We start from the raw sequence: 19,255 nt of genomic DNA, 5'->3' as shown, positions 1-19,255 counted from the left end.
TTCACTTTATGATCATGATTAAAATTTACTAGAAACATGTGAACTTAATTAAAGCGCCGAATTTTCAAGTATAACTTAAACATTAAGTTTAATACTAATTGCTAACTAAATAACTTTGAACTCTAAAATCGGGGTCGTCACCGTCAGCAATTTGATTACTGTAAAAATCAAGTAACTGTCCTTTATAACCTTGAGTTTTAGAATACAAAGCTAATAAAAAGGCCGAAACACGAAGCTCTGCCTCAATAGGATCTTTGCTCATACTGAATCCGCCAAGAATAAGATTACTCGTCCTTAGACTATCTAACTCAGCATCTAGTTGATGAATATCCGAGCATCCAGTGATATTTGTAATTTCTAACAAGTCCATTTTCATTTTCCCACCAATTAAAAGTCCATTTCCACAAACTTTTACCTTACAATTTTGGCATACGTGGTTAATCAACCTAGCCTGAATAGCAGTTAGCTGTTTTAATGCATTTGCAAACAATAAATTCTGGTCATTACTCTCGCCAATTTCTATCGATACAAAAAGTAATCCACTCCACATTTCTTGCAATTTGTCATCGTCACACAGTGAGCCATGTTCCAATAGCTCATTAGCGATTCTTGGGTGGAGGGAAAGTTGTAATTCACTATCTAAAAAATCAATCTTATTTTTTGACTTATCAATGATTTTAATGATGTTTTTTAATCGCCAGAACTTAATTTTATCCCTATACATTAATCCTAATTCTTCAGCCGCAGGTAAGCAAATCCTACTCAAAACAGCGCTAGCTGCATCAAATCCTTTTTCTATGACTAATTTTAGAGATTCCCCGTAAGGAGCAAGACCTAACAAGTCATTAACATTTGGTTTATTATTTGTTTCCATATAAGATTACATTAATTATTTCCCCCTACCCAAGTTTAAAACAAATTGTTCAAGTTTATATCAAAACTGCAGTCGGTCGAACTATATTTAACGTCATATTAGGGTTAATACTCATGCCTTCAATTTTATCGAATGATCCGACTTTTGCTCTCCATTTTTTTTCCCATTAAAAAGAATTTCTTTTGTGTGGGCGCCATTGTGATCACAAACTTCAAATGCACCTTTCTCAACATCTACAGAAAGATACCATTTTCTACCTTGCTTATTATTAGACACATAAATATCTCTTTTATGTTTAGAATCAGTGTTGAGTCTACTTAATTCTTTATCAAAACGATAGTGATTCAGAACTGCTACTCTTTTACCCATTGTCCGAGCCTCTGCTAATTTTTCTCTCTCACTCAATCCAGTAAATTTTTCGTAAAACTCAGAAATCCCTAACATTTCCTTACTTGATTCAACATTAGGGAGGTGGCTTTCCCATGGTTTCCAATCGTCAGGAACCGACTTTGAAGACAAACGGGACTCAGCATATGATTTGTGATCTTTTATATGCTCATCAGAAGATACGTTTCTGACCGATACTAAATGCATTCCAGTTCCGTCCTCTTCAAGATACTCATATAACACATTATGTATTTCAGAATCTTTCCAATCTTCATGAGTTTGGAAACTTACAACCACTGAAGATAGCAGATGAGCTGCCCCTAGTCCCTCCGATTTTATTGTTTTAAAACTGAAGTTACACCATTCCGCTTTTTCCATAATATCATTTTCATCAGTACTATGGAATAATGGTGCATTTAAAGACAGGCTTTTGAATCTACTTTTCAACTCTCTATTTCCTGTTTCACGTTTTTTAGCCCAAGAGCCTAAAGTTAAATCCAGACCAATCTGTACATCTAAAGGATAAATCGTAGACCTCATTTCTGTAAAACCAATATCTTTAAGACGAATACAATTCATCATAAAAAGGCAGATCTTTTCTTCCAATTGAATTTCATCAACTGGAAGATTGTTGAGAGAAAGCTCATTTAAATAAAATCTCATAACTATATCAGCTGGTCCAACATGTTATCCCACTCATCAAAAAAACCGTCAGGCCAATTATCAATTTTACCATCAGCGTGGAGTTTTGGTCTACTAATTTTCGTAGAATGTTTTTCGCTATTGATATCCCTACTAAAGTAAAACAAAGAAATTTTCTCATTATCCAGTTTTAGAATTTTAGTGGCTACGCGTATTCCATTTAGTACATGGTCACTATGTGTCTCTATAACAAGCTGTACGCCGCAGGAAGAAGCAAGAGCAAACAAATAACCCAATTTTGATTGCCCTCGAGGATGAATATGCGCTTCTGGGTTTTCGATTAACAAAAGATCTCCTGGTTTTGAAAACAGAATTGCGGTTAAAACTGGAAGTACATAGTTTAAGCCAAACCCAACATTCGTAGATCTGAATCTCTTGGTCCTTTCTCCTCCAAAATCAAATTCATAAAATTGCCTCGCCATTTCAGAATCAACGATAGATTGAGGTACAAAAGAAACTCCAGGAGATATCTCACTCAGCCAAGCATTAATTTGGATGCCTAAAGAATCTGTCTTATTATCGTCGTGAAGCAATTCTTTAATTGTAAGCGGTTCCTTTGAATACTTTTCCAAAAAATAGGTAGTATATTCACCATTAATTCCCAGCGACCTATTGTCAGAAACCATAATCTCAGAAGCAGGATAAGTATCCCTTTGACCGATACGTTCTGCATTTAAATATTGAAAATTATCATTAAAAAGGGAGTTCTTAAAGGTAAAATCATCAACACTATTAATACTTATAATTGGCAGCACATCTTCTTCCGCTAAATACTTAAATTCAGATTTAATCGAAGTATTATTATCCCATTCTAAATTAATAACAATTACATCCTCGTCTCCGTGGATCCAATATGCATCTTTCCCTTTACCAATTTTAACGTAATCACCATTTAAAAAAAGTCCTTTTTCGGTAAGCTTTTGCATTTGGTAAGATTGTCGCAAAAGCAATAAGGATTGGATAATAGTGGATTTACCCATTCCATTTAAACCCGTTATTAAGTTAAGAGAAGAAAGGTCCTCCTCAAATTCACCAAATGCTTTAAAATTTCTAAGTCTCAGTTTCTTAATCATAAAAATCGTCTAATCAACCCTTCAATCTCTCCATATCTTATTAGCACCGCATTTCGACTAGCAGTAGTTGTGGAAATGGACATATTGAATTCCGAATTTTCCAGTAACATAAAATATGCTGTAGTAAACTCTAGCCTATTGATAAGCAAAATATTTTTCTCTTCAAAAGCCAAATTCGCAAAACAAACCGTTAAAACTTCAAAAAGAGCTTTATTAAACTTACCCCTTCTATAATTTATTGATGGTTTACTAAAGACTTGATCCCCGAACAAATCCTGTAAAAGGATCAAACTTTCCTCAAAGCGGCGTCTTATCGAACGAATATGCTCTAAATCTATATTTTTCAGGTATTCCATCTCCCGATCAAGAAAAAGAGACATTGGCGGTTGATAATTATCAACATTTCGACGATAAAAAGAAATAAATCTTAGAGCAAGTTCATTATCCTCCATCCGATTTTTCTTAACTTTAACCAGAGTTTTAAATATCGGTATCGAAGTGAAATCAGTTAAAATAAGTGATGATTTATGATTCAGGGCATGTCGAATTTCTTGTGCATTGAGCACTACTCCACCAGTATTGAGTCTCCGAAAAATATCATAAATTACAAAACGAGGTACACCAGGTCTTAAATCATAAGTAACAACATTATACTCATAAATCCTTCTCTGATGTTGTTTTTGAAGGTCGGAAAACCTTAAACCGTTAATTTCAGATAAAACTGTCAATCCTTCTAATTTGAAACTACTCTCCAAAATAAAACTTTTGAAAGTCCATAATCTTTGAAGTCCATCGATCACAACACTTCTATCATTAAAACTCATAGCAAAGTATAATGGAGGAATCGGAAAATTCAATAAGATGGACTCAATAAGCTGGCTTTTAAGACGATTATTCCAAAGGTCAAATTTTCTCTGAAAATCGGGAAAGAGGTCAATTTCATTATGTTCTATCTTGCGAAGTAATGTACCTATCGAATAGTTTCTTATGTCAACAGAAACATCTTTAGGATCGAATTCTTTGAATGGGTTTTCAGATTGGCCTTCGTCATTCCACCATTTCTCTTCATCATTTATGTTCTTATCTGTGCTCACTTTAAATTTCCGAAATTAACTCATTAAAAAATCAAATCTAAGATATAAAAATGCTTCTTTTTAATGACAAAACATTCAATTTAGATCATCTATAAAAAAAATATTAATTTACATCTTTAGCCCAGAAGCAATCACAATACTGAGTACCGTCAACTAATCTTAGTAACAGCGAACTTACTAATAAAAACCATCCGTCAACAGTAATAGAAAAAGCAGAGGCTACATAGCTTTCTAAATACTTTAAGAAAAGTAAAAATTACAAGACAACAGGGTTACCACGTAGAGACAATAAATATGTTATAGATAGGAGCAATATTTCAATTTTCACGATATTAGATGCAATGGAAGTGTGGGAGACTGAATTAATCATACTTCCATGAGCTATTTTATGACGATCGGCTAATATAGCTTGAATAAAAATCTCCCAAAATTTATCTTTGGCAAGCGATGTTTGATCAACATTTAAAATCGAGTCATCTTGAATATATGGATAGACTTCCACTGAAGAAAGCAATTTTACCCTCAAAAAATCTCTTAGAAGTATATTTTCCGGATCAGTATTCGAAAAAACAGCAGAAAGATCAGAGTTATTTAATTTGAAAAACAGCTTATCTTCACCGAAATTTTCAGCTATATTATTTATAATACTCTCCTTAGGATTCTTATTAGACTGATAAAAAGAGTTAGCGTCAAATTTTGTTTCTAAATTCTCAAGCACAGCAATTAGCTCAACTATTTTCGCATGATTAAGTTTTCCTGTTGCTAATGGTGTTATAAATTTTTTGCAGTACGTAAACTTTAGATCATTTGATGAATTTTTAAAATCGGAGTTTGCATTTATATCATCTAGAATATTTTTAACAAGATCTTTTAAATAACCTTCAAAATGAGAAACCGAAAGTACTTGAATTGATCTACAAAGGGCAGAATACAATTTTTGTTGGCTAACTACATATTTATCTGCCTCTTCAAGAAGCACATTAAGTTCTTCAATCCTTTCAGCCAATAGTTGGATCCCATCTTCTACAAATGAACCCATTTAAAATATAGATCTTGTTGTATCAATCCTATAGATTATTTTACCACTATCTAGTATTGAGCCTGAAACAGATTCATGAAATTTGGCATCTGAAAACAGTTTTAGAAACTTCTCGCTAACCGAACTCATACTTTCATTGTGTTGACCTTTTTGTACGACTTCCGTTGCTACTGCGATTGCTAAAGCATCATAAACCGCTGCATTAAATTTAGATTGAAGCACCAATTTCCCACCTTCTTCTTTATATTTTGCGAACGCATTGTCACCAAAGCATTTTCTAATAAATGACATCGTCTCAGCAAATAATTTCGCATACTCGGCAATCTTCTTAGTTGTTAATCTATTCTTCTCGCCCAAGTTATCTGACAAAAAGTCTTTGAAGTTTTTGTCTTTTGATTTTTTGTATTTTTTATAATTATTTTCAATTAACGAAAAGAATCGCAAAACCAATTCTGCGTCTTCCATCTTCTTAACTTTTACATTGGTATCTGGAGATGTTAAAGAAATTTGATTTAAAACTCTAAAATCTTCGTTCTTAGCCAATAGTTTGCAAGCATTATTAAAAGGACCTCTCAAAACAGCATTTCTTAATTCATGAGAACCCAATACGACAGATCCAGAATTTAGTCGCTCGAAAATATCATATTTAACTTGTGGATCGACTGTGGAATCTATCCTTAAACATTTGATAGTTCTTTCTTCTAGTCTTCTCAATAAAAAGGGTGGTAGATCTCTATAAAAACAATTTTCAAGAGCTTCAAGTATATCCAACCCCTTTAATGCATATTTGTTGTCAAAAAAATTAAGGATTGCCGTTAATCGCTGTTGTCCATCAATAACAGAATACCTTGCTTCATTGTCCTCAGGATCTTCATCTACATCAACATCATATGAAAGATATACTGTTGGGATCGGAATATTTAGAATCAAACTTTCTATTAACTTAGATGACGTTTCAACATCCCATCTATGCCTCCTTTGATAATCAGGATCTAGTTTTATTACCCCTTTTTTAATCTTCTTAACTAATGTTTCTAAATCATACTCGATACTTTGAGTTCTGACAGTTCTCTCTTTGGCTATATTTTGAAGACTTTCTAAATCATTTTTCAGCATAGTACAAATGTATCAAAAGTAAATAAGTTTTTTAATTCAAATCAGGTAATTTACAACTTCAAAAATTAACTAATCCGTACATTTAATTAGATAAACTATTAAACGATGTTCATTGTTAAATATTGACTATCCGATTGCTTGGATCTATCTCTTGCTATCATTCCAATATAAACCTCCACTACTTTTCCAACCAAATCAACAGAAAGCCTCAGTACATCAGTTCCAGAACTCCTAAAACCACCATACGCTACATAACTCGCCTGCTTACCTTCCAAATCAATAGCCAACATCATTACCTGATCCTGCGGAGACGAATCTGGAACAAATTCCTTATCCCAATAAAACCTGAACAAATCCTTACCTTCCTTTTCCACCCTCACCTCCTTCAAACCTGGAAGCGTACCACCACTAAACCTAAATTCTTCCGGATCAATAGAATATGCTCCCTCCTCTTCCTTCACTGCAAACATTTTGTTATACGAAACTGCCCCCCTCATCCCACCTGTCTTTGTCCAATAGTTATTAAAACCAATCTTGATCAATTCCTTACAGCAATTCAAAGTATCCTGTACCAACTTAAACTTTGTTCTGTTCTTAATTTCTGCGACTGTGGCCGGAGCTATACGCTCAGGCAAACCTCTCATCCTGTCCACACCATAAGAATTGTAGCCGACAACACTGCCAACTTTACCACTAAACCCTCCTAAAATCCCATTTTTATTTCGTGCCATAATATCATTATTTAATTAAAAGATATACGAACATACTAAAAAGTACGTACCAGATTGTACGCTCACTTTTTGCTTACCCGACTTTCACTCACTACTTACACGACTTAAACTCGCTCATGACCGAGTTAGCACCGAGTATAGACCGAGCTTAGACCGAGTGTAAAGCCTGTTAACTTCAAACGAGTCCTGAACAAGGTAACAATCAGGTCAAAATCAGCTTAAAACCACATAAAAAGACCATTAATAGAACGATTACCTGTCCCAATAAATACAACAAAACAAGAATACCAGGATGAAAATTCAGCAAAAAAACTATACACATTTTCTATTTTCTCACCAAAAAAACATAACAAAAACACCGCTCCTTCCGTTCATGGATAAGAATGACAAATTGCCTATGGATACCCACCAAGACCATGAATCCACAGACAAAAACAGCAACAATATTTAACAATAGATTATTTTAGTATTCAAATTAATAAAGTATTTTAAATAATTTAATAAAAATTACATGAAAAAATTATGGTATGAAAACTTCAGATTAACGGGGGCCAAAATTACTTTCCCCCGACAAATTCAGGTCCAGATCGAAGCTAAAATCAAAACCGGGTTCAGGCCTCCAAACCTCCGTATGCCTGGGATCCAGGAGTTTGCAAACAGCCTGTCAAAGCACAACAAAGTGGACAAATTGTATCACGATGTAGAATCCGCCTACAAAGCCCTCTGTAAGGCAGGCATTCTATACACAAAAGGAAAGATCGGAACTTTTATTAGCCCCGAGGCATTACCCAATGAAAACGCCACAGCTTCACCAAAACAAGTTGCGGGTTTCAGTTTTAATAAACAGCAACTTCCGGAAAATACCTTTATCACCCTCGGTCCATACTACCCCGACCATCAGGTTCTCAACCTGCCTAAACCATCTTTACTCTATGAAGAATTACATGAATGTTCTACCGAATGCCCCGCGCAAACCAGGCGTATACCTGATCAGAATTTTCACAGCCTGATACATCGGGAAGTCAGAAGCCGCTGCCTGAATATTCAACCTTCACATCTCGCCATTATTCCAGGTGCAGGAATGGCATTAAAGATGGTATTACACACCTTGCTTAGAAACGCAGACAAAGTAATCCTTTCCGGCAAATGCGATTCGAGGGTTAAAGAACTCATCACATCGACAGGTGCGGAAATCATAGAAATCAGCTCCGATCAGCAAGGAATCAAGATGACTGAAATTGAAACAAATTGCAAGGCAGCACGCATAAAACTGGTGTATGTTGAACCCGCAGGACAATATCCGGATATGATCTACCTAAGCCCCAACCGAAGGGATCGTTTGCTGCAACTTTCAGAGCTCTATAACTTTGCGATCATAGAACATAACGAAGAACACGGATGTTATTACAGCGCTCCCGGAAGGTCATTGTTTGACAAAGACGAAAAAGCAAAGGTCATTTACATCAGCTCACTCAGCAGGCATACACCATGGCTCCATAATTTAGGTTTTGTGCTCGCACCCAAAAATTTCATCGATCATATCGTCATAAAATCAAGATACCTCTATGAAACCTGGGACATTCACTTTGAACGGGCACTGGTAAAACTATTGGAGAAGAGCATATTTCAAAGCATTATCCATAAGGTAAACCACTGGTTACGCAGCATTCAAAAAAAGGTAAAAAACCTCTTTAAAAACATGCAGCTGACCAGGTATGCGGTCCTGTCAGACACCAGGGCCGGAATCTTCATTTTTATCCATTTTGCCAATGACATCAACGCTTTAATTCCCAAGCTCATTGACTCAGGATTCTATGACCCACCTGATCAAAATCCAATTCCGCAGCATCAAATCACAGGTTTAAGAATCAGTTTGTTCCTAGGTAGTCAAACCAGATTCAATAACCTTTTTAAAATCCTGAAAGCTCATTTCAAAAATTCTTAATTCAATCACCCTAAAAACACACACAAATGCATTTACACGATTTTCTTTCCACCATCATTACCCTCCTGAAGGAACACAGTTCCCTATTCAAACAATTAACAGACCGGCAAGACAATGCCCCGCAACCGATCCAGCTGATCTCTCCTCCAAAAGACGAAATTCTGGACCTCAAAGAATTTATGAACGCCATGCACATCGGACCTTCCACCTACAGGCGAAGAATATTGGATGGAACATTTGTTCCTAAAATAATAGGCGGGAAAAAGTACTTTCTCAGATCAGAGATGGAACACCTGATCCGCCAGAAGAAAAACAAAAAACCTAAAAAACCAGTATAACACAATGATCACCATCAGGCCCTTAGATAAATCAGCAGGCGAAAAGACCTGCTGATTTACCGCTTAGACAGCTAGTTTTATTCGTACTTCAAGGCTTCAACAGGATTGGCTTTTGCTGCTTTATAAGCCTGAAAACTAACGGTCAAAAATGCAATAATTACCGTTCCGCTTATGGAGATCAAGACTATTGGCCAGGATATGGTGGTTCTGAACTCGAACTCGCCGAGCCATCTGTTCATGAGGTAATAAGCCAGAGGCACACCGATACACACGGCGATAAACACCATTTTCAGAAAGGAAACCGAGAGCAATCTCATGATATTGCCAATTGAAGCACCTAGTACACGACGCACACCAAACTCTTTGGTACGCTGCTCTGCGCTGTAAGCAACAAGGCCATAAAGTCCCAGACAAGAGATGAGTATCGCAATGCCTCCAAACAGATTGGCCAGAATGCCCAGAATCCTTTCCGACTGCAGTTTTTCCGAAAACAGGTCATTGACAAACTTGATTTCTACCGGATATTCCGGATTGATATTTTTGGTAATGGTCGAGATCAGCTCCACATTTCTGCTCACACTATTGGCAGGATTTAAGCGCATATTAATGTTTCCTCCCGGATTTTTATTAAAGATGATCACCATCGGATTTCCGGAACGATAAGGGGAAGACCAGATGAAATCTTTAAAAACGCCGATCACCTTCAGCTGATTTCCAAAGAGATTTACGTTCGTTCCCAATGGATTTTTAAGCTTCATCATCTTTACGGCGGTACTGCTCAGCATAATTCCAGCACTATCTGATGCGAAATCTCTGGAGAAATCGCGGCCTGCCACGAGTTCTACACCGTTGGTCTTTACGAAATCATATTGGGTCTCCAAACGGTTAAAAACAATTTCTTTTCCCTTTTCTTCCATTCCCGGCCATTGGAAGCCATAAAACCAGCTGCCCACATTGGTCATACCTCTGGAAGATTTGTTGACAGCAGTGACCGCTCCGCTTTTTAACAGTTGTGCTTTAAGCAGATCAAACTTATTATTCAATTCTCCATCCTGAGGCATCTCCGCCAGCAAATTAATGTTATAGCCTATCGGTCTGTTCTTTATAAACTGCATCTGTTTATAGATCACAAGCGTAGCGATGATGAGTATAATGGCAAAACAAAATTGCACCACCACCAACACCTGCCTGATGTTAAAAGGAATGAGTTTCGTCCTTGCTGTTTTCTTTTTTAAAGTCTGAATCGGGTTAAAAGAAGAGAGGAATAGCGCCGGATAAGTACCGGATAAAAGGCCAGTCAGCAATGCTACGGACAGGATACCCAGCCAATAGCCGGTATTGGTATAACCAATTGCAATGTCTATCCCCAGCAGGTTATTAAATACGGGTAAAGTAACTTCTACAATGGTAATGGCAATCAGGACAGCTACTGCAGTAAGGACCATCGCTTCGGTGAGGAACTGAATGACCAAAGATCCTCTGGTTGCGCCGATAGTCTTCTTGATCCCTACTTCCTTCGCCCTGCGCTCTGACTTAGCCGTGGCCATGTTCATGAAATTGATGCAGGCCACCAACAAAATACCAAAGGCCAATGCAATAAAAAGATAAACACGTTCAATGTCGCCACCTATACTTTTGCCGTTCAGAAATTCGCCATGCAAATGTATATCGGTTAAAGGGAACAGGAAATTCTCATTCCTTTGTGCCGTATAGTTTTCATTGAACAGTTTTTTCACCTTAGCATTAATCAACTCAATATTGGCCGGATCATTAACCTTTGCCATTACAGGAAAATTAAAATCTCCCCAACTCGGTTTCTTAACGTAATCATTTATACTTTCATAAAAAGACCAGGACATCAAATAATCAAACCGGAATGAAACATTGGCCGGCAAATTTTTGATTACACCAGTAACCTTTAAATCGTTTCGGTTTTGATACCTGACCGTTTTGTTCAGCACATCGGTACTACCGAATAAAATTTTCGCAGTAGTCTCTGTCAATATTATAGCATCAGGTGTATTTAATGCCGTCACTGGATTGCCGGTGATGAACTCGTAATTGAAAATTTTCAGGATCTCCGGATCGGCAAAGAGATCTGATTTTTTAAATATTTTTTCCTTATTGGCAATGAGCGATTCATCACCACCACCAATTCTGGCAATCGCGTCGACCTCTGGAATTCTAGTTTTAATGGCCATGGCGATCCCGTTTCCCGGTACATCTCCTGTACTTGTAATCTTTCCGTTAGCATCCTGAAAATTCGTCATCACCTGATAGACTTTATCTGAATCCTTAAAGTGACGGTCGAAATTCATCTCGTAATTGACATATAACAGCAATAGCAGACAGGCAGATAGACCAACCGCCAAACCAACAATATTAATAACGGAAGAAGTCTTGTTTCTCCAGAGATTACGCAAGGCGATTTTTAAATTGAGTCTGAACATGGCAGCAATTGGTTTGTCAATTAAACAAATACGATTGACCTGCAATTTACTAAGTTTATGCCAAGAGTGAATTAAATACCAAGCAACTGAAATACAGCGACTTAATTGTTTGCGTTTTATTAAACCGTTCATTATCGAACGGTAAGCGTACACTCTCGGACAGTTCAGAATTAAATACCTGTCAGAATCACACATCTTTATATATCTTTAGAAAATCCTGATACTGAAAATGATTGAAACGCTCTCCACCTATTGGCAATATCTAAAATACCCACGCTTACCCCTACAGCTCGCAGACAAGAAAGCAGTCTGGAAAGAGCTGTTATGGCTCCTTATTTTAGACCTTGCATTTGCCCTTGTCATTACCATAATTTATTATACGCTCCTGAAATTCCAATTAATTGTGAAATATGAGGATTCGGATCTCTTTAAATATGGATTCCCTCTAGCTATGCTTTTGGGAGTGGTAGTTGCGCCTCTTGCTGAGGAATTTGTCTTTAGATGGCAACTTAGAAAACCTAAGGTCAGCATCTGGTTTGTAGGAATCTCAGCTGCGCTGATTACCGGCTCTTTCCTCAAAAATGACAATGTGCTATTCGCTATATATATTGTCTTTTTCATCGCTACGCTGACGGTAACTATACTGACAGACAAATTGAAGCGACTGAAAGCTGTTCATCTATTCCGAAACTATTATGTATTCCTGTTTTACTATACGGCAATTATTTTTGGTTATGTACACATGAGTAACATCAAGGGCCTAACCTTGTCTGATCCTTCTTTTATACTATACATTAGTTCTCAGATATTCGGTGGTTTAACAATGGGATATATCCGGGTAAAATATGGCTTAAAGTATAGCATGTTGCTCCACGCAGTTTTCAATGCAATCATGGTCCCTTTAGCCTGGCTCAGCATGTAAAAAAACATTTTGAGGACTCACAACACTTGCCCGGCGGATTACAATTTAATAATATGGAGACTTTCATTTAATCGATTAGCTTTGCGAAAAAATTTGGAATGAAAAACGCTCATACGAAAATGATACTTATGGCTTTTGCCAGTCTTTTTTTGGTTTCTTCCTGTAAAAAAAAGAATGACCCAAAATCGGTTTTTACCGAAACGAAGATCAGTTTAAACACCCACAAACTAGCGTCATTCTCCGCAATAAAAAACTCGAAGTATTTGGTTGTTTTTGAATCTGGATTAGGCAATGACCATACCGTATGGAGCAGCAATGCTGTTGCTTCACAAATAAGCAGCGTTACCGACATACTCATGTACGACCGTGCAGGTTATGGGAAATCAGAGAATGGCCCGGGCCCAAGAAATATAGAACGGTTAAGAAGTGAATTGGAAAACGTAATTGATAAGTTTTCAAACGGAAGAAAAGTCATATTGATCGGGCATTCATTAGGCGGTATGATCATCAGAGATTATGCGATTAAAAACCCAGTCAAAACGGCAGCACTGTTATTTGTTGATCCTTCACACGAATTTTACAGTCACCCCACCCAAGCCGAGGAAGATGCGCTTTATGAGGCTTCCAAAAATGCCAATGGTGCAAATTTCGGAGGAACACTTGAAGCCAGGGAGTTCATAGAAGACTTACAGTACGCCGGCACCTTACCTTCTTTGCCAAACGTACCGGTAATTGTATTAACCAGTATGAAAGTGGATGCCAGCACTTCATCATCAGCTAAGCAAATCTTCTATAATGCACACGAGTTATTAAAAAATGGGGTAACCGATTTCACTCATATTGCCACCACAAATTCGGGACACTTTATCATGATTGACGAGCCAAACCTGGTAATTGATAATTTAAAATTATTGATTTCAAAATTGCCATAAAATAATGACGGTTCTTCTTATGAGTTAAAGGAAGCTATTTTTGGGCTTTCTGTTTAGAATTCTGCTTAAATCTGAATTGCTGTTCAAACCAATATAAGGATCTGTCAATACCAGTCTTTGCTTTAGATGAGCCGGCAATTCATTTAGCGATTTATCATCGTCAATGATGACAATTTCGTTCGGACTAAATTTACTTTCGCTCAGCCAATCCAGGATTTCAGTTTTTCTATTAGACTTATATTCAAGTGGCAGATTCAATATCGATAGTTTATTTATGGCTATTCCCCTACTCCGGAAAACTGCTATCCATTGTGGAATATCAAATCGAAATCTATGGGAAGTTGACAATATGAGTTCGTCTTCAACCTCGTCTATCATCGAATTTAGGACTTCAACGGCCAGCGGATTAAATTTATAAAATCCATCCTCCTCCAGCGCTACACGTCTATGTGGATTGGCATGAACCATCACTCCGTCTATATCTAAGAAGATCTTCATATTGATTTAAAAATTGTCTGTCCTTTTCGCAACATTGCGCAAGTTAGTTCAAAATTGAACCCGTATTCTTTTATGTCTTGGTCGTAGGGAATTACTGAGCTTGCCAATGGAGATGCAACCAATTCTTCTTCTTCACTAAAACTGTCTTTGATTTTCTGCGCTTCAAATCCTGCCACACTGTCTATAGGATCAAAACTATAACATATCCCATTAGTGATACCCTCTACTTCGATTCGGTACATAAATCCGTTTAACAGATACCTGGTTGTCAGATTGCCTTTTACCTGAAGCCTGCCGCCCGGCTCTCCAAAGTAACCGAATACCATATTACCTATCGTTGCGTTTCCTGCGACAATGATATCTAACCAGCCCGACAGGATAAGATTTTCTGCGTTTAGATCACCTGTGATGTATACAAATTGTGGAAGTGCTTCTATGTCCTGTCCGGCATCGAAATTACCTTTTATGGTCAGGTTGCCGTTCACGATGATGTTCCTTGTTTTAGTCTGAGCCGTTGTTGCCAGTTCAGAATAGTCAATAATGAGATCTCCGTCTATAAATGTATCCCCAGCATATACACAAAAATTACGGAGTTCAGGGCTTTCTAAGTATTCGTTAGGATCATTAAAAAAACCGGGATAGAATTGCATTTCTACTGCTGCCCAGGGAACAATATGACACGTCTCACCCTCCGGCTCTTTCCCCTCATTGGATAGCAAAGTCGCCGATGTTTTCAAATATCTGGCGTATTCGAATTCAGTTATAGAAATGTATCCCTGTTTTAATAAGCGCTCAAGAAAGCCAACAGACATTTTTTCATCTTTCGCCCAGGTTTCAAGTATACCTGAGGTGATCCGAAATCCTTTCATCTGAAGACTTAATTTCCCATCAAAGGCATTTGAGGCAGATAGAAGCCGTATTTCGCCTGGTGTCTGAAGAATGAAGTATTTCATATAAAAGTGAATGATTAATTGCTTCGTTTCGTAGGTAAGGAATATGCTTTAATCAAATATATTACTAATCAGAAGAAGTTTAGATGATCGTTAAAGCAAGATGTTAAAAATCGACAACAAAGACTCATAAATAAACTTAAAAGAAATACTATATATTTATTAAATTAATTATTTATACATTTGTTTAATGCTAAAGCAAAACAACAATAGAAGACAGGGTAGTCAATACGACAAAATCATCAGGGAGAATCTTGAAGTCACGCTTCCAATGATTGTCCATGATGTGCTGAATCTCGATGTTTTGGTGAGTGAAGAATTACCTGATGATGTACAACATACTAAAGAGAGAAAACCAGACTCACTTAAAAAAATAACTGATACTGATGGGAATACCTATGTATTGCAGGTAGAGTTCCAGCTTGAGGATGAAAAAGAAATGGTTTATCGGATGGCAGAATATAACATTATGTTGATGCGTAAGTATCGGCTACCCATAAAACAATATGTGATCTTTTTAAAAGAGAAGAAACCGGGTATGCCAACTTTTCTAGATACACCAAATCATAAATACAACTACAATCTTATTTTGATTACAGAAATAGATTACAAGCTATTTACAAAATCATCCAACATAGAAGTGAAAATGTTAGGTATTCTAGCTAACTTTGGAAAACAAAATAATCAAGAGGTAATAAATTACATTTTAAAGGAATTAAAACCCCTTATAAAGGGAGATTTTGCGACAAGTAGATATTTTAATCAATTGCGTATTCTCTCACAATTACGGACAGGTATTAAACTAGAATTTGAAAACACTATGCAGTCAATAAGCACATTTTTTAAGGAAGAAGACGATTTCTTTTGTTGTAAAGTTGAAAGAGAAACAAAAGAAAAAATGAGCCATGCATTTGTAAAAAATCTAATTGTAAAATTAGGATTTACAGATAAACAAGCGGCAGATTTTGTAGAAGTCGATGTAGACTTTGTTAAAAAAGTCCGTGCTGAAATGGGAAACAAATAAGGCTCCTATATACCATTACTAATCATCTAAGCCTTTTCCATTGAGGATCTGAGGTATATATTTTTCAACCCTAGACTCCCGGGTTTTGGCTTGTTTAGCTGCAGAAAAATGCAACAGATATCCTCTTTGCCTTCCCGGCGTCAATGCGTCAAAAGCAGCTTTTAGGGCAGGGATCTGATCTAATTTACATTGAAATTCAGGAGACATCTGAAATTCAGTAGTTTTTTTAAAATTAACTTTCAAACCTGCCTGCTCTACTTCGATCGCTTCCTGAATATAGGCTTTTAAGGTCGCCTTCATTGCCACTATTTCCAGCACATTGCTGAATCGAATCTGCCGCGTTGCCTGTGTATTTTTTGATTGCTGGACCAGAATACCGCCAGCATCATTTAACAAGGCGCCTTTGAAAAACAAAAGCGCACAGTATTCTTTAAACACATGTATTAAAACAATGTTGTTTCCCTGAAAGGTATAACAGGGAGAACCCCACTTCAACTCTTCAGTGAGCCCACAATCCAAAACGATCACTCTCAATTGCTCTATTGCTTTCTGCCACTTTTTGGCTTCCTTAAAATAAAAATCTGCTTTAGGGTTCATATGATTTATGATTATAAGTTAACGGAAACAACTTTTCTGTCTGCAGGCCTGAAATACCAGGATACCACAGTCAGGATTAACAATAACAATGAAGGTAATATTTCATTTATCGGATTACCAGAGGCAATATGCGAACATATCGCCCCGGACATGGCAAAGAAAAAGCCTGCATAAGCCCATTCCTTTACTAAAGGAAATTTAGGAAGAAGGACTGCGAGAACCCCTAAAAATTTCCAAATACCTAATATGGTTAAAAAATAGACCGGATAGCCCAAATGCGTAATCACATCTACTTCCGTTTTCACCTTGAATAGCTGTACGCCACCGGTTGACAGCATTCCCAATGCAAGCCAGAGGGTAGCAATCCAATAAATAATTTTGTTTCTCTTTGTCATAATCTGTTATTTTAGTTGGTTGATTTTGGTTGTTTTATTTTAATTTGTTAACGATATCCTGCAACCGGTTATGTGCCATATTGATGCCTGGTGCAAAACCCATTTTTATCATTTGATTTCGAAGTTCAACAGACCTATATACAATATGCATATTGAGTTTACTGGTGTCTTCTGTAAGTGATTCAAATGCTAAGAATTCCAGCTGGACAGCAAAAGCGGAATTCTCCATCTCAAATGTCCTTGTGATTTTCTCGTTCGGAACGAACTCATGAATCACCCCATTGAATCCATGTTTGTTTCCCTTAGGATCTGTTGTTTCAAACTGGTAACTGCCGTGTATTTTACTCTCGAGTTTCAAGACTTTAGTCCCCATCCATTGCGCCACAATTTCGGGTTCTACATACGCTTTGAAAAGCAACTCCACCGGTAAATCAAATTCCCTGGTAATCGTTAATTCCTGTTTGCCCTCTTCCGCGTTGATTTTTGTTTTCATTTCCATATCAGTCTATTTTTTCTTGTAGTTTTTCATGATGGCTTCCAATTTATTAAACCGCTCATCCCACATTTCGCGGAATGGCTCGATAAAGTCTGCTATTTCTATCATTTTCTTTGCGTTGATGTGGTAGAAAACTTCCCTCCCGTTTTGCTCTTGTTTCAGCAATTCGCACTCGGTAAGTATTTGCAGGTGCTTTGAAACGGTTGGCCTGGCGGTGTCAAAATTTGAGGCAATTGCTCCTGCGGTTAGAGATTGCGAAGCAACCAATAACAAGATGGCCCTTCTTGTGGGATCGGCGATGGCTTGAAATACGTCTCTTCTTAAATTCATTATGTAGCTATTTGACTACAAATATACATGTAGTCATTTAACTACGCAAATTTTTATTCATTTTTTTTAACGAATGCTTTATGTGTTGTTATTGGAGTCGATTATGCCTTTTTGGCATCTCTGATCAAGTCGTTCAACAGATCGAAAAAGTCTTTCGAAAATTTAGTAACATGCATTCCATCAAATCCTTTATCATTCAAAACGGTTTCCGCCGAATGCGCAAGTGAATCTGTACTAACGGAATGTACTCTTCTTCCCGGGTCTGATAACATGCTTCTAAATCCTCAAGCCGGTCCTGACTCCAGGCGATCCCACCTACAATCGTACAGGTTGCTACAGTTGTAGCAACAACCGCCGGGAATAAGAATTAATAGCATAAGAGCGAGTTTAATTTAACAATTAGAATCCATCGGGCTTCAACGGAAAGTCGCCAAATCACAATAAAGCTTAAATGAACTAAAATACTGATTGTTCAAAGACGTCTATTTTTGTTCAAACCCATCCAAATTAAACCACAACAAACAGACATACAAATAGTTAAAAATTATCGACTTATGTTTGTGGTGTAATAGTTCAGCGATGATTTAAATCTTCCTGCCGGCGGGAAAGGATAAAGAAAAGCAGCTTGCAAGCGAACTTACAATAAACAGAATTTTTAACATTTTAAATATTACCGTAATGGGAAAATATAAAAAAGGGATCCTCGGCCCTTTCCGCGGAATTATCGGAACTGTAATAGGCAGTATCTGGAATGGAGTTCAATACATGAGAAGTTTACCAGAACTGAGTGGTAAGAACCCATCCACCGAACAGTTGAACATCAGGTTTCGCTTTAGTCTAATCGGATCCTTCGTAAAAGTAATGCAGAACCACATCTCAGTGGGTTATCAATCTTTTAAAAATGGAATGACACCCGCCAATGCGGCGACTGGTTACCATCTGAAAAATGCAATAACAGGTATTGCACCGGATTATAAAATTGACTTCGCAAAAGTGGTTTTAAGCGTAGGTAAGCTGAACGATGCCAATAAGTGCAAAGCCGTTCCAACTGCCAACGTAGAGATCAACTGTGAATGGGAAGCCAGCAGTTCAACCGAGTACAACGACAAATTGGATCTGGCTACAATTGTAGTCTATCATCCGGAACGAAACATTGTTGTTTCTGCCAAAGGGGTAGCCCCCAGATCGGCACTGAAATACAAAATGACGCTTCCATTTGATTTTGCCGGAGACGAAGTCCATTGCTGGATCTACTTTGTATCTCCAACAGGTAAATCAGTAAGTAACAGTAGTTATCTGGGAAAACTAACTGTACTGTAATTCCTCAGAAATCCCCTGCAACGTTAGCAGGGGATTTTGTAT

21 protein-coding genes are annotated in these 19,255 nt (G+C 37.3%); 6 read left to right on the top strand and 15 right to left on the bottom strand.

Going from position 1 to position 19,255, the window contains the following annotated elements:
- Positions 1-94: 94 nt before the first annotated feature.
- The 7 genes from AAFF35_RS07215 to AAFF35_RS07185 form a co-directional block, all read right to left on the bottom strand.
- Positions 95-874: a hypothetical protein gene (locus AAFF35_RS07215; protein ID WP_342331744.1), complete on the bottom strand. Its 780-nt coding sequence runs from the start codon at positions 872-874 to the stop codon at positions 95-97.
- 111 nt (positions 875-985) lie between these two features.
- Entirely contained in the window at positions 986-1,924 is a 939-nt protein-coding gene (locus AAFF35_RS07210) for a hypothetical protein (RefSeq protein WP_342331742.1), read from the bottom strand.
- A 2-nt stretch (positions 1,925-1,926) separates the two neighbouring features.
- Positions 1,927-3,036 (bottom strand): DUF3696 domain-containing protein, encoded by a 1,110-nt coding sequence (locus AAFF35_RS07205; protein ID WP_342331741.1) that lies wholly within the window; start codon positions 3,034-3,036, stop codon positions 1,927-1,929.
- Positions 3,033-4,130: a DUF262 domain-containing protein gene (locus AAFF35_RS07200; protein WP_342331740.1), complete on the bottom strand. Its 1,098-nt coding sequence runs from the start codon at positions 4,128-4,130 to the stop codon at positions 3,033-3,035. Before AAFF35_RS07200 ends, AAFF35_RS07205 begins: the two co-directional genes overlap by 4 nt.
- A gap of 256 nt (positions 4,131-4,386) precedes the next feature.
- Entirely contained in the window at positions 4,387-5,169 is a 783-nt protein-coding gene (locus AAFF35_RS07195; RefSeq protein WP_342331738.1) for a HEPN domain-containing protein, read from the bottom strand.
- Positions 5,170-6,285 (bottom strand): DUF262 domain-containing protein, encoded by a 1,116-nt coding sequence (locus AAFF35_RS07190; RefSeq protein WP_342331737.1) that lies wholly within the window; start codon positions 6,283-6,285, stop codon positions 5,170-5,172.
- A gap of 98 nt (positions 6,286-6,383) precedes the next feature.
- Positions 6,384-7,016, bottom strand: coding sequence for a DUF6266 family protein (locus tag AAFF35_RS07185; RefSeq protein ID WP_342331736.1), 633 nt, complete (start codon positions 7,014-7,016; stop codon positions 6,384-6,386).
- A 511-nt stretch (positions 7,017-7,527) separates the two neighbouring features.
- Between AAFF35_RS07185 and AAFF35_RS07180 the strand changes: the two genes are divergently transcribed.
- Together AAFF35_RS07180 and AAFF35_RS07175 are read left to right on the top strand one after the other, a co-directional pair.
- Positions 7,528-8,961 (top strand): hypothetical protein, encoded by a 1,434-nt coding sequence (locus AAFF35_RS07180; protein ID WP_342331735.1) that lies wholly within the window; start codon positions 7,528-7,530, stop codon positions 8,959-8,961.
- Positions 8,962-8,987: 26 nt separating this feature from the next.
- The gene (locus AAFF35_RS07175; RefSeq protein WP_342331734.1) at positions 8,988-9,299 is read left to right on the top strand and encodes a hypothetical protein; all 312 of its coding nucleotides are present in this window, start codon (positions 8,988-8,990) and stop codon (positions 9,297-9,299) included.
- 77 nt (positions 9,300-9,376) lie between these two features.
- Here the strand turns inward: AAFF35_RS07175 and AAFF35_RS07170 are convergent, their stop codons facing one another.
- Positions 9,377-11,749, bottom strand: coding sequence for an ABC transporter permease (locus tag AAFF35_RS07170; protein WP_342331733.1), 2,373 nt, complete (start codon positions 11,747-11,749; stop codon positions 9,377-9,379).
- A gap of 229 nt (positions 11,750-11,978) precedes the next feature.
- On the opposite strand from AAFF35_RS07170, the gene AAFF35_RS07165 reads away from it, so the two are divergent.
- Positions 11,979-12,671 (top strand): CPBP family glutamic-type intramembrane protease, encoded by a 693-nt coding sequence (locus AAFF35_RS07165; RefSeq protein ID WP_342331732.1) that lies wholly within the window; start codon positions 11,979-11,981, stop codon positions 12,669-12,671.
- Between the two features lie 98 nt (positions 12,672-12,769).
- Complete coding sequence (locus tag AAFF35_RS07160; RefSeq protein ID WP_342331731.1) at positions 12,770-13,603, top strand: alpha/beta fold hydrolase; 834 nt, start codon at positions 12,770-12,772, stop codon at positions 13,601-13,603.
- A gap of 24 nt (positions 13,604-13,627) precedes the next feature.
- On the opposite strand, the gene AAFF35_RS07155 is transcribed toward AAFF35_RS07160, so the two are convergent.
- Complete coding sequence (locus tag AAFF35_RS07155) at positions 13,628-14,101, bottom strand: HAD domain-containing protein (RefSeq protein ID WP_342331730.1); 474 nt, start codon at positions 14,099-14,101, stop codon at positions 13,628-13,630.
- A complete protein-coding gene (locus AAFF35_RS07150) occupies positions 14,098-15,054 on the bottom strand; it encodes a hypothetical protein (protein ID WP_342331729.1) in 957 nt (318 codons plus the stop codon). The genes AAFF35_RS07155 and AAFF35_RS07150 overlap by 4 nt, the downstream gene beginning before the upstream one ends.
- A 187-nt stretch (positions 15,055-15,241) precedes the next feature.
- On the opposite strand from AAFF35_RS07150, the gene AAFF35_RS07145 reads away from it, so the two are divergent.
- A complete protein-coding gene (locus AAFF35_RS07145) occupies positions 15,242-16,075 on the top strand; it encodes a hypothetical protein (RefSeq protein ID WP_342331728.1) in 834 nt (277 codons plus the stop codon).
- Between the two features lie 18 nt (positions 16,076-16,093).
- Here AAFF35_RS07145 and AAFF35_RS07140 read toward each other — a convergent pair whose 3' ends face one another.
- From AAFF35_RS07140 to AAFF35_RS07120, 5 genes are all read right to left on the bottom strand, one after another.
- A complete protein-coding gene (locus tag AAFF35_RS07140; protein ID WP_342331727.1) occupies positions 16,094-16,672 on the bottom strand; it encodes a YdeI/OmpD-associated family protein in 579 nt (192 codons plus the stop codon).
- An 11-nt stretch (positions 16,673-16,683) separates the two neighbouring features.
- Positions 16,684-17,067 (bottom strand): DoxX family protein, encoded by a 384-nt coding sequence (locus AAFF35_RS07135; RefSeq protein WP_342331726.1) that lies wholly within the window; start codon positions 17,065-17,067, stop codon positions 16,684-16,686.
- 34 nt (positions 17,068-17,101) lie between these two features.
- Entirely contained in the window at positions 17,102-17,566 is a 465-nt protein-coding gene (locus tag AAFF35_RS07130) for an SRPBCC domain-containing protein (protein WP_342331725.1), read from the bottom strand.
- A 6-nt stretch (positions 17,567-17,572) separates the two neighbouring features.
- Positions 17,573-17,893, bottom strand: coding sequence for a metalloregulator ArsR/SmtB family transcription factor (locus tag AAFF35_RS07125; RefSeq protein WP_124578472.1), 321 nt, complete (start codon positions 17,891-17,893; stop codon positions 17,573-17,575).
- Between the two features lie 101 nt (positions 17,894-17,994).
- Positions 17,995-18,165, bottom strand: coding sequence for a hypothetical protein (locus AAFF35_RS07120; RefSeq protein ID WP_342331724.1), 171 nt, complete (start codon positions 18,163-18,165; stop codon positions 17,995-17,997).
- A gap of 406 nt (positions 18,166-18,571) precedes the next feature.
- Here AAFF35_RS07120 and AAFF35_RS07115 point away from each other — a divergent pair, with 406 nt between their 5' ends.
- Positions 18,572-19,213: a DUF6266 family protein gene (locus AAFF35_RS07115; RefSeq protein ID WP_342331723.1), complete on the top strand. Its 642-nt coding sequence runs from the start codon at positions 18,572-18,574 to the stop codon at positions 19,211-19,213.
- Positions 19,214-19,255 lie beyond the last annotated feature (42 nt).

The organism is Pedobacter sp. FW305-3-2-15-E-R2A2 (assembly GCF_038446955.1).
Lineage (GTDB): Bacteria > Bacteroidota > Bacteroidia > Sphingobacteriales > Sphingobacteriaceae > Pedobacter.
This window is presented reverse-complemented; position numbering and strand designations above follow the sequence as displayed.

Excerpts from the sequence above, each read along its gene's own strand:
- AAFF35_RS07145 (WP_342331728.1), top strand. The coding sequence starts at position 15,242 with ATGCTAAAGCAAAACAACAATAGAAGACAGGGTAGTCAATACGACAAA.
- AAFF35_RS07170 (WP_342331733.1), bottom strand. The coding sequence starts at position 11,749 with ATGTTCAGACTCAATTTAAAAATCGCCTTGCGTAATCTCTGGAGAAAC.
- AAFF35_RS07155 (WP_342331730.1), bottom strand. The coding sequence starts at position 14,101 with ATGAAGATCTTCTTAGATATAGACGGAGTGATGGTTCATGCCAATCCA.
- AAFF35_RS07135 (WP_342331726.1), bottom strand. The coding sequence starts at position 17,067 with ATGACAAAGAGAAACAAAATTATTTATTGGATTGCTACCCTCTGGCTT.
- AAFF35_RS07185 (WP_342331736.1), bottom strand. The coding sequence starts at position 7,016 with ATGGCACGAAATAAAAATGGGATTTTAGGAGGGTTTAGTGGTAAAGTT.
- AAFF35_RS07215 (WP_342331744.1), bottom strand. The coding sequence starts at position 874 with ATGGAAACAAATAATAAACCAAATGTTAATGACTTGTTAGGTCTTGCT.
- AAFF35_RS07175 (WP_342331734.1), top strand. The coding sequence starts at position 8,988 with ATGCATTTACACGATTTTCTTTCCACCATCATTACCCTCCTGAAGGAA.
- AAFF35_RS07190 (WP_342331737.1), bottom strand. The coding sequence starts at position 6,285 with ATGCTGAAAAATGATTTAGAAAGTCTTCAAAATATAGCCAAAGAGAGA.
- AAFF35_RS07165 (WP_342331732.1), top strand. The coding sequence starts at position 11,979 with ATGATTGAAACGCTCTCCACCTATTGGCAATATCTAAAATACCCACGC.
- AAFF35_RS07180 (WP_342331735.1), top strand. The coding sequence starts at position 7,528 with ATGAAAAAATTATGGTATGAAAACTTCAGATTAACGGGGGCCAAAATT.
- AAFF35_RS07150 (WP_342331729.1), bottom strand. The coding sequence starts at position 15,054 with ATGAAATACTTCATTCTTCAGACACCAGGCGAAATACGGCTTCTATCT.
- AAFF35_RS07205 (WP_342331741.1), bottom strand. The coding sequence starts at position 3,036 with ATGATTAAGAAACTGAGACTTAGAAATTTTAAAGCATTTGGTGAATTT.
- AAFF35_RS07160 (WP_342331731.1), top strand. The coding sequence starts at position 12,770 with ATGAAAAACGCTCATACGAAAATGATACTTATGGCTTTTGCCAGTCTT.
- AAFF35_RS07140 (WP_342331727.1), bottom strand. The coding sequence starts at position 16,672 with ATGAACCCTAAAGCAGATTTTTATTTTAAGGAAGCCAAAAAGTGGCAG.
- AAFF35_RS07115 (WP_342331723.1), top strand. The coding sequence starts at position 18,572 with ATGGGAAAATATAAAAAAGGGATCCTCGGCCCTTTCCGCGGAATTATC.
- AAFF35_RS07130 (WP_342331725.1), bottom strand. The coding sequence starts at position 17,566 with ATGGAAATGAAAACAAAAATCAACGCGGAAGAGGGCAAACAGGAATTA.
- AAFF35_RS07210 (WP_342331742.1), bottom strand. The coding sequence starts at position 1,924 with ATGAGATTTTATTTAAATGAGCTTTCTCTCAACAATCTTCCAGTTGAT.
- AAFF35_RS07120 (WP_342331724.1), bottom strand. The coding sequence starts at position 18,165 with ATGTTATCAGACCCGGGAAGAAGAGTACATTCCGTTAGTACAGATTCA.
- AAFF35_RS07195 (WP_342331738.1), bottom strand. The coding sequence starts at position 5,169 with ATGGGTTCATTTGTAGAAGATGGGATCCAACTATTGGCTGAAAGGATT.
- AAFF35_RS07125 (WP_124578472.1), bottom strand. The coding sequence starts at position 17,893 with ATGAATTTAAGAAGAGACGTATTTCAAGCCATCGCCGATCCCACAAGA.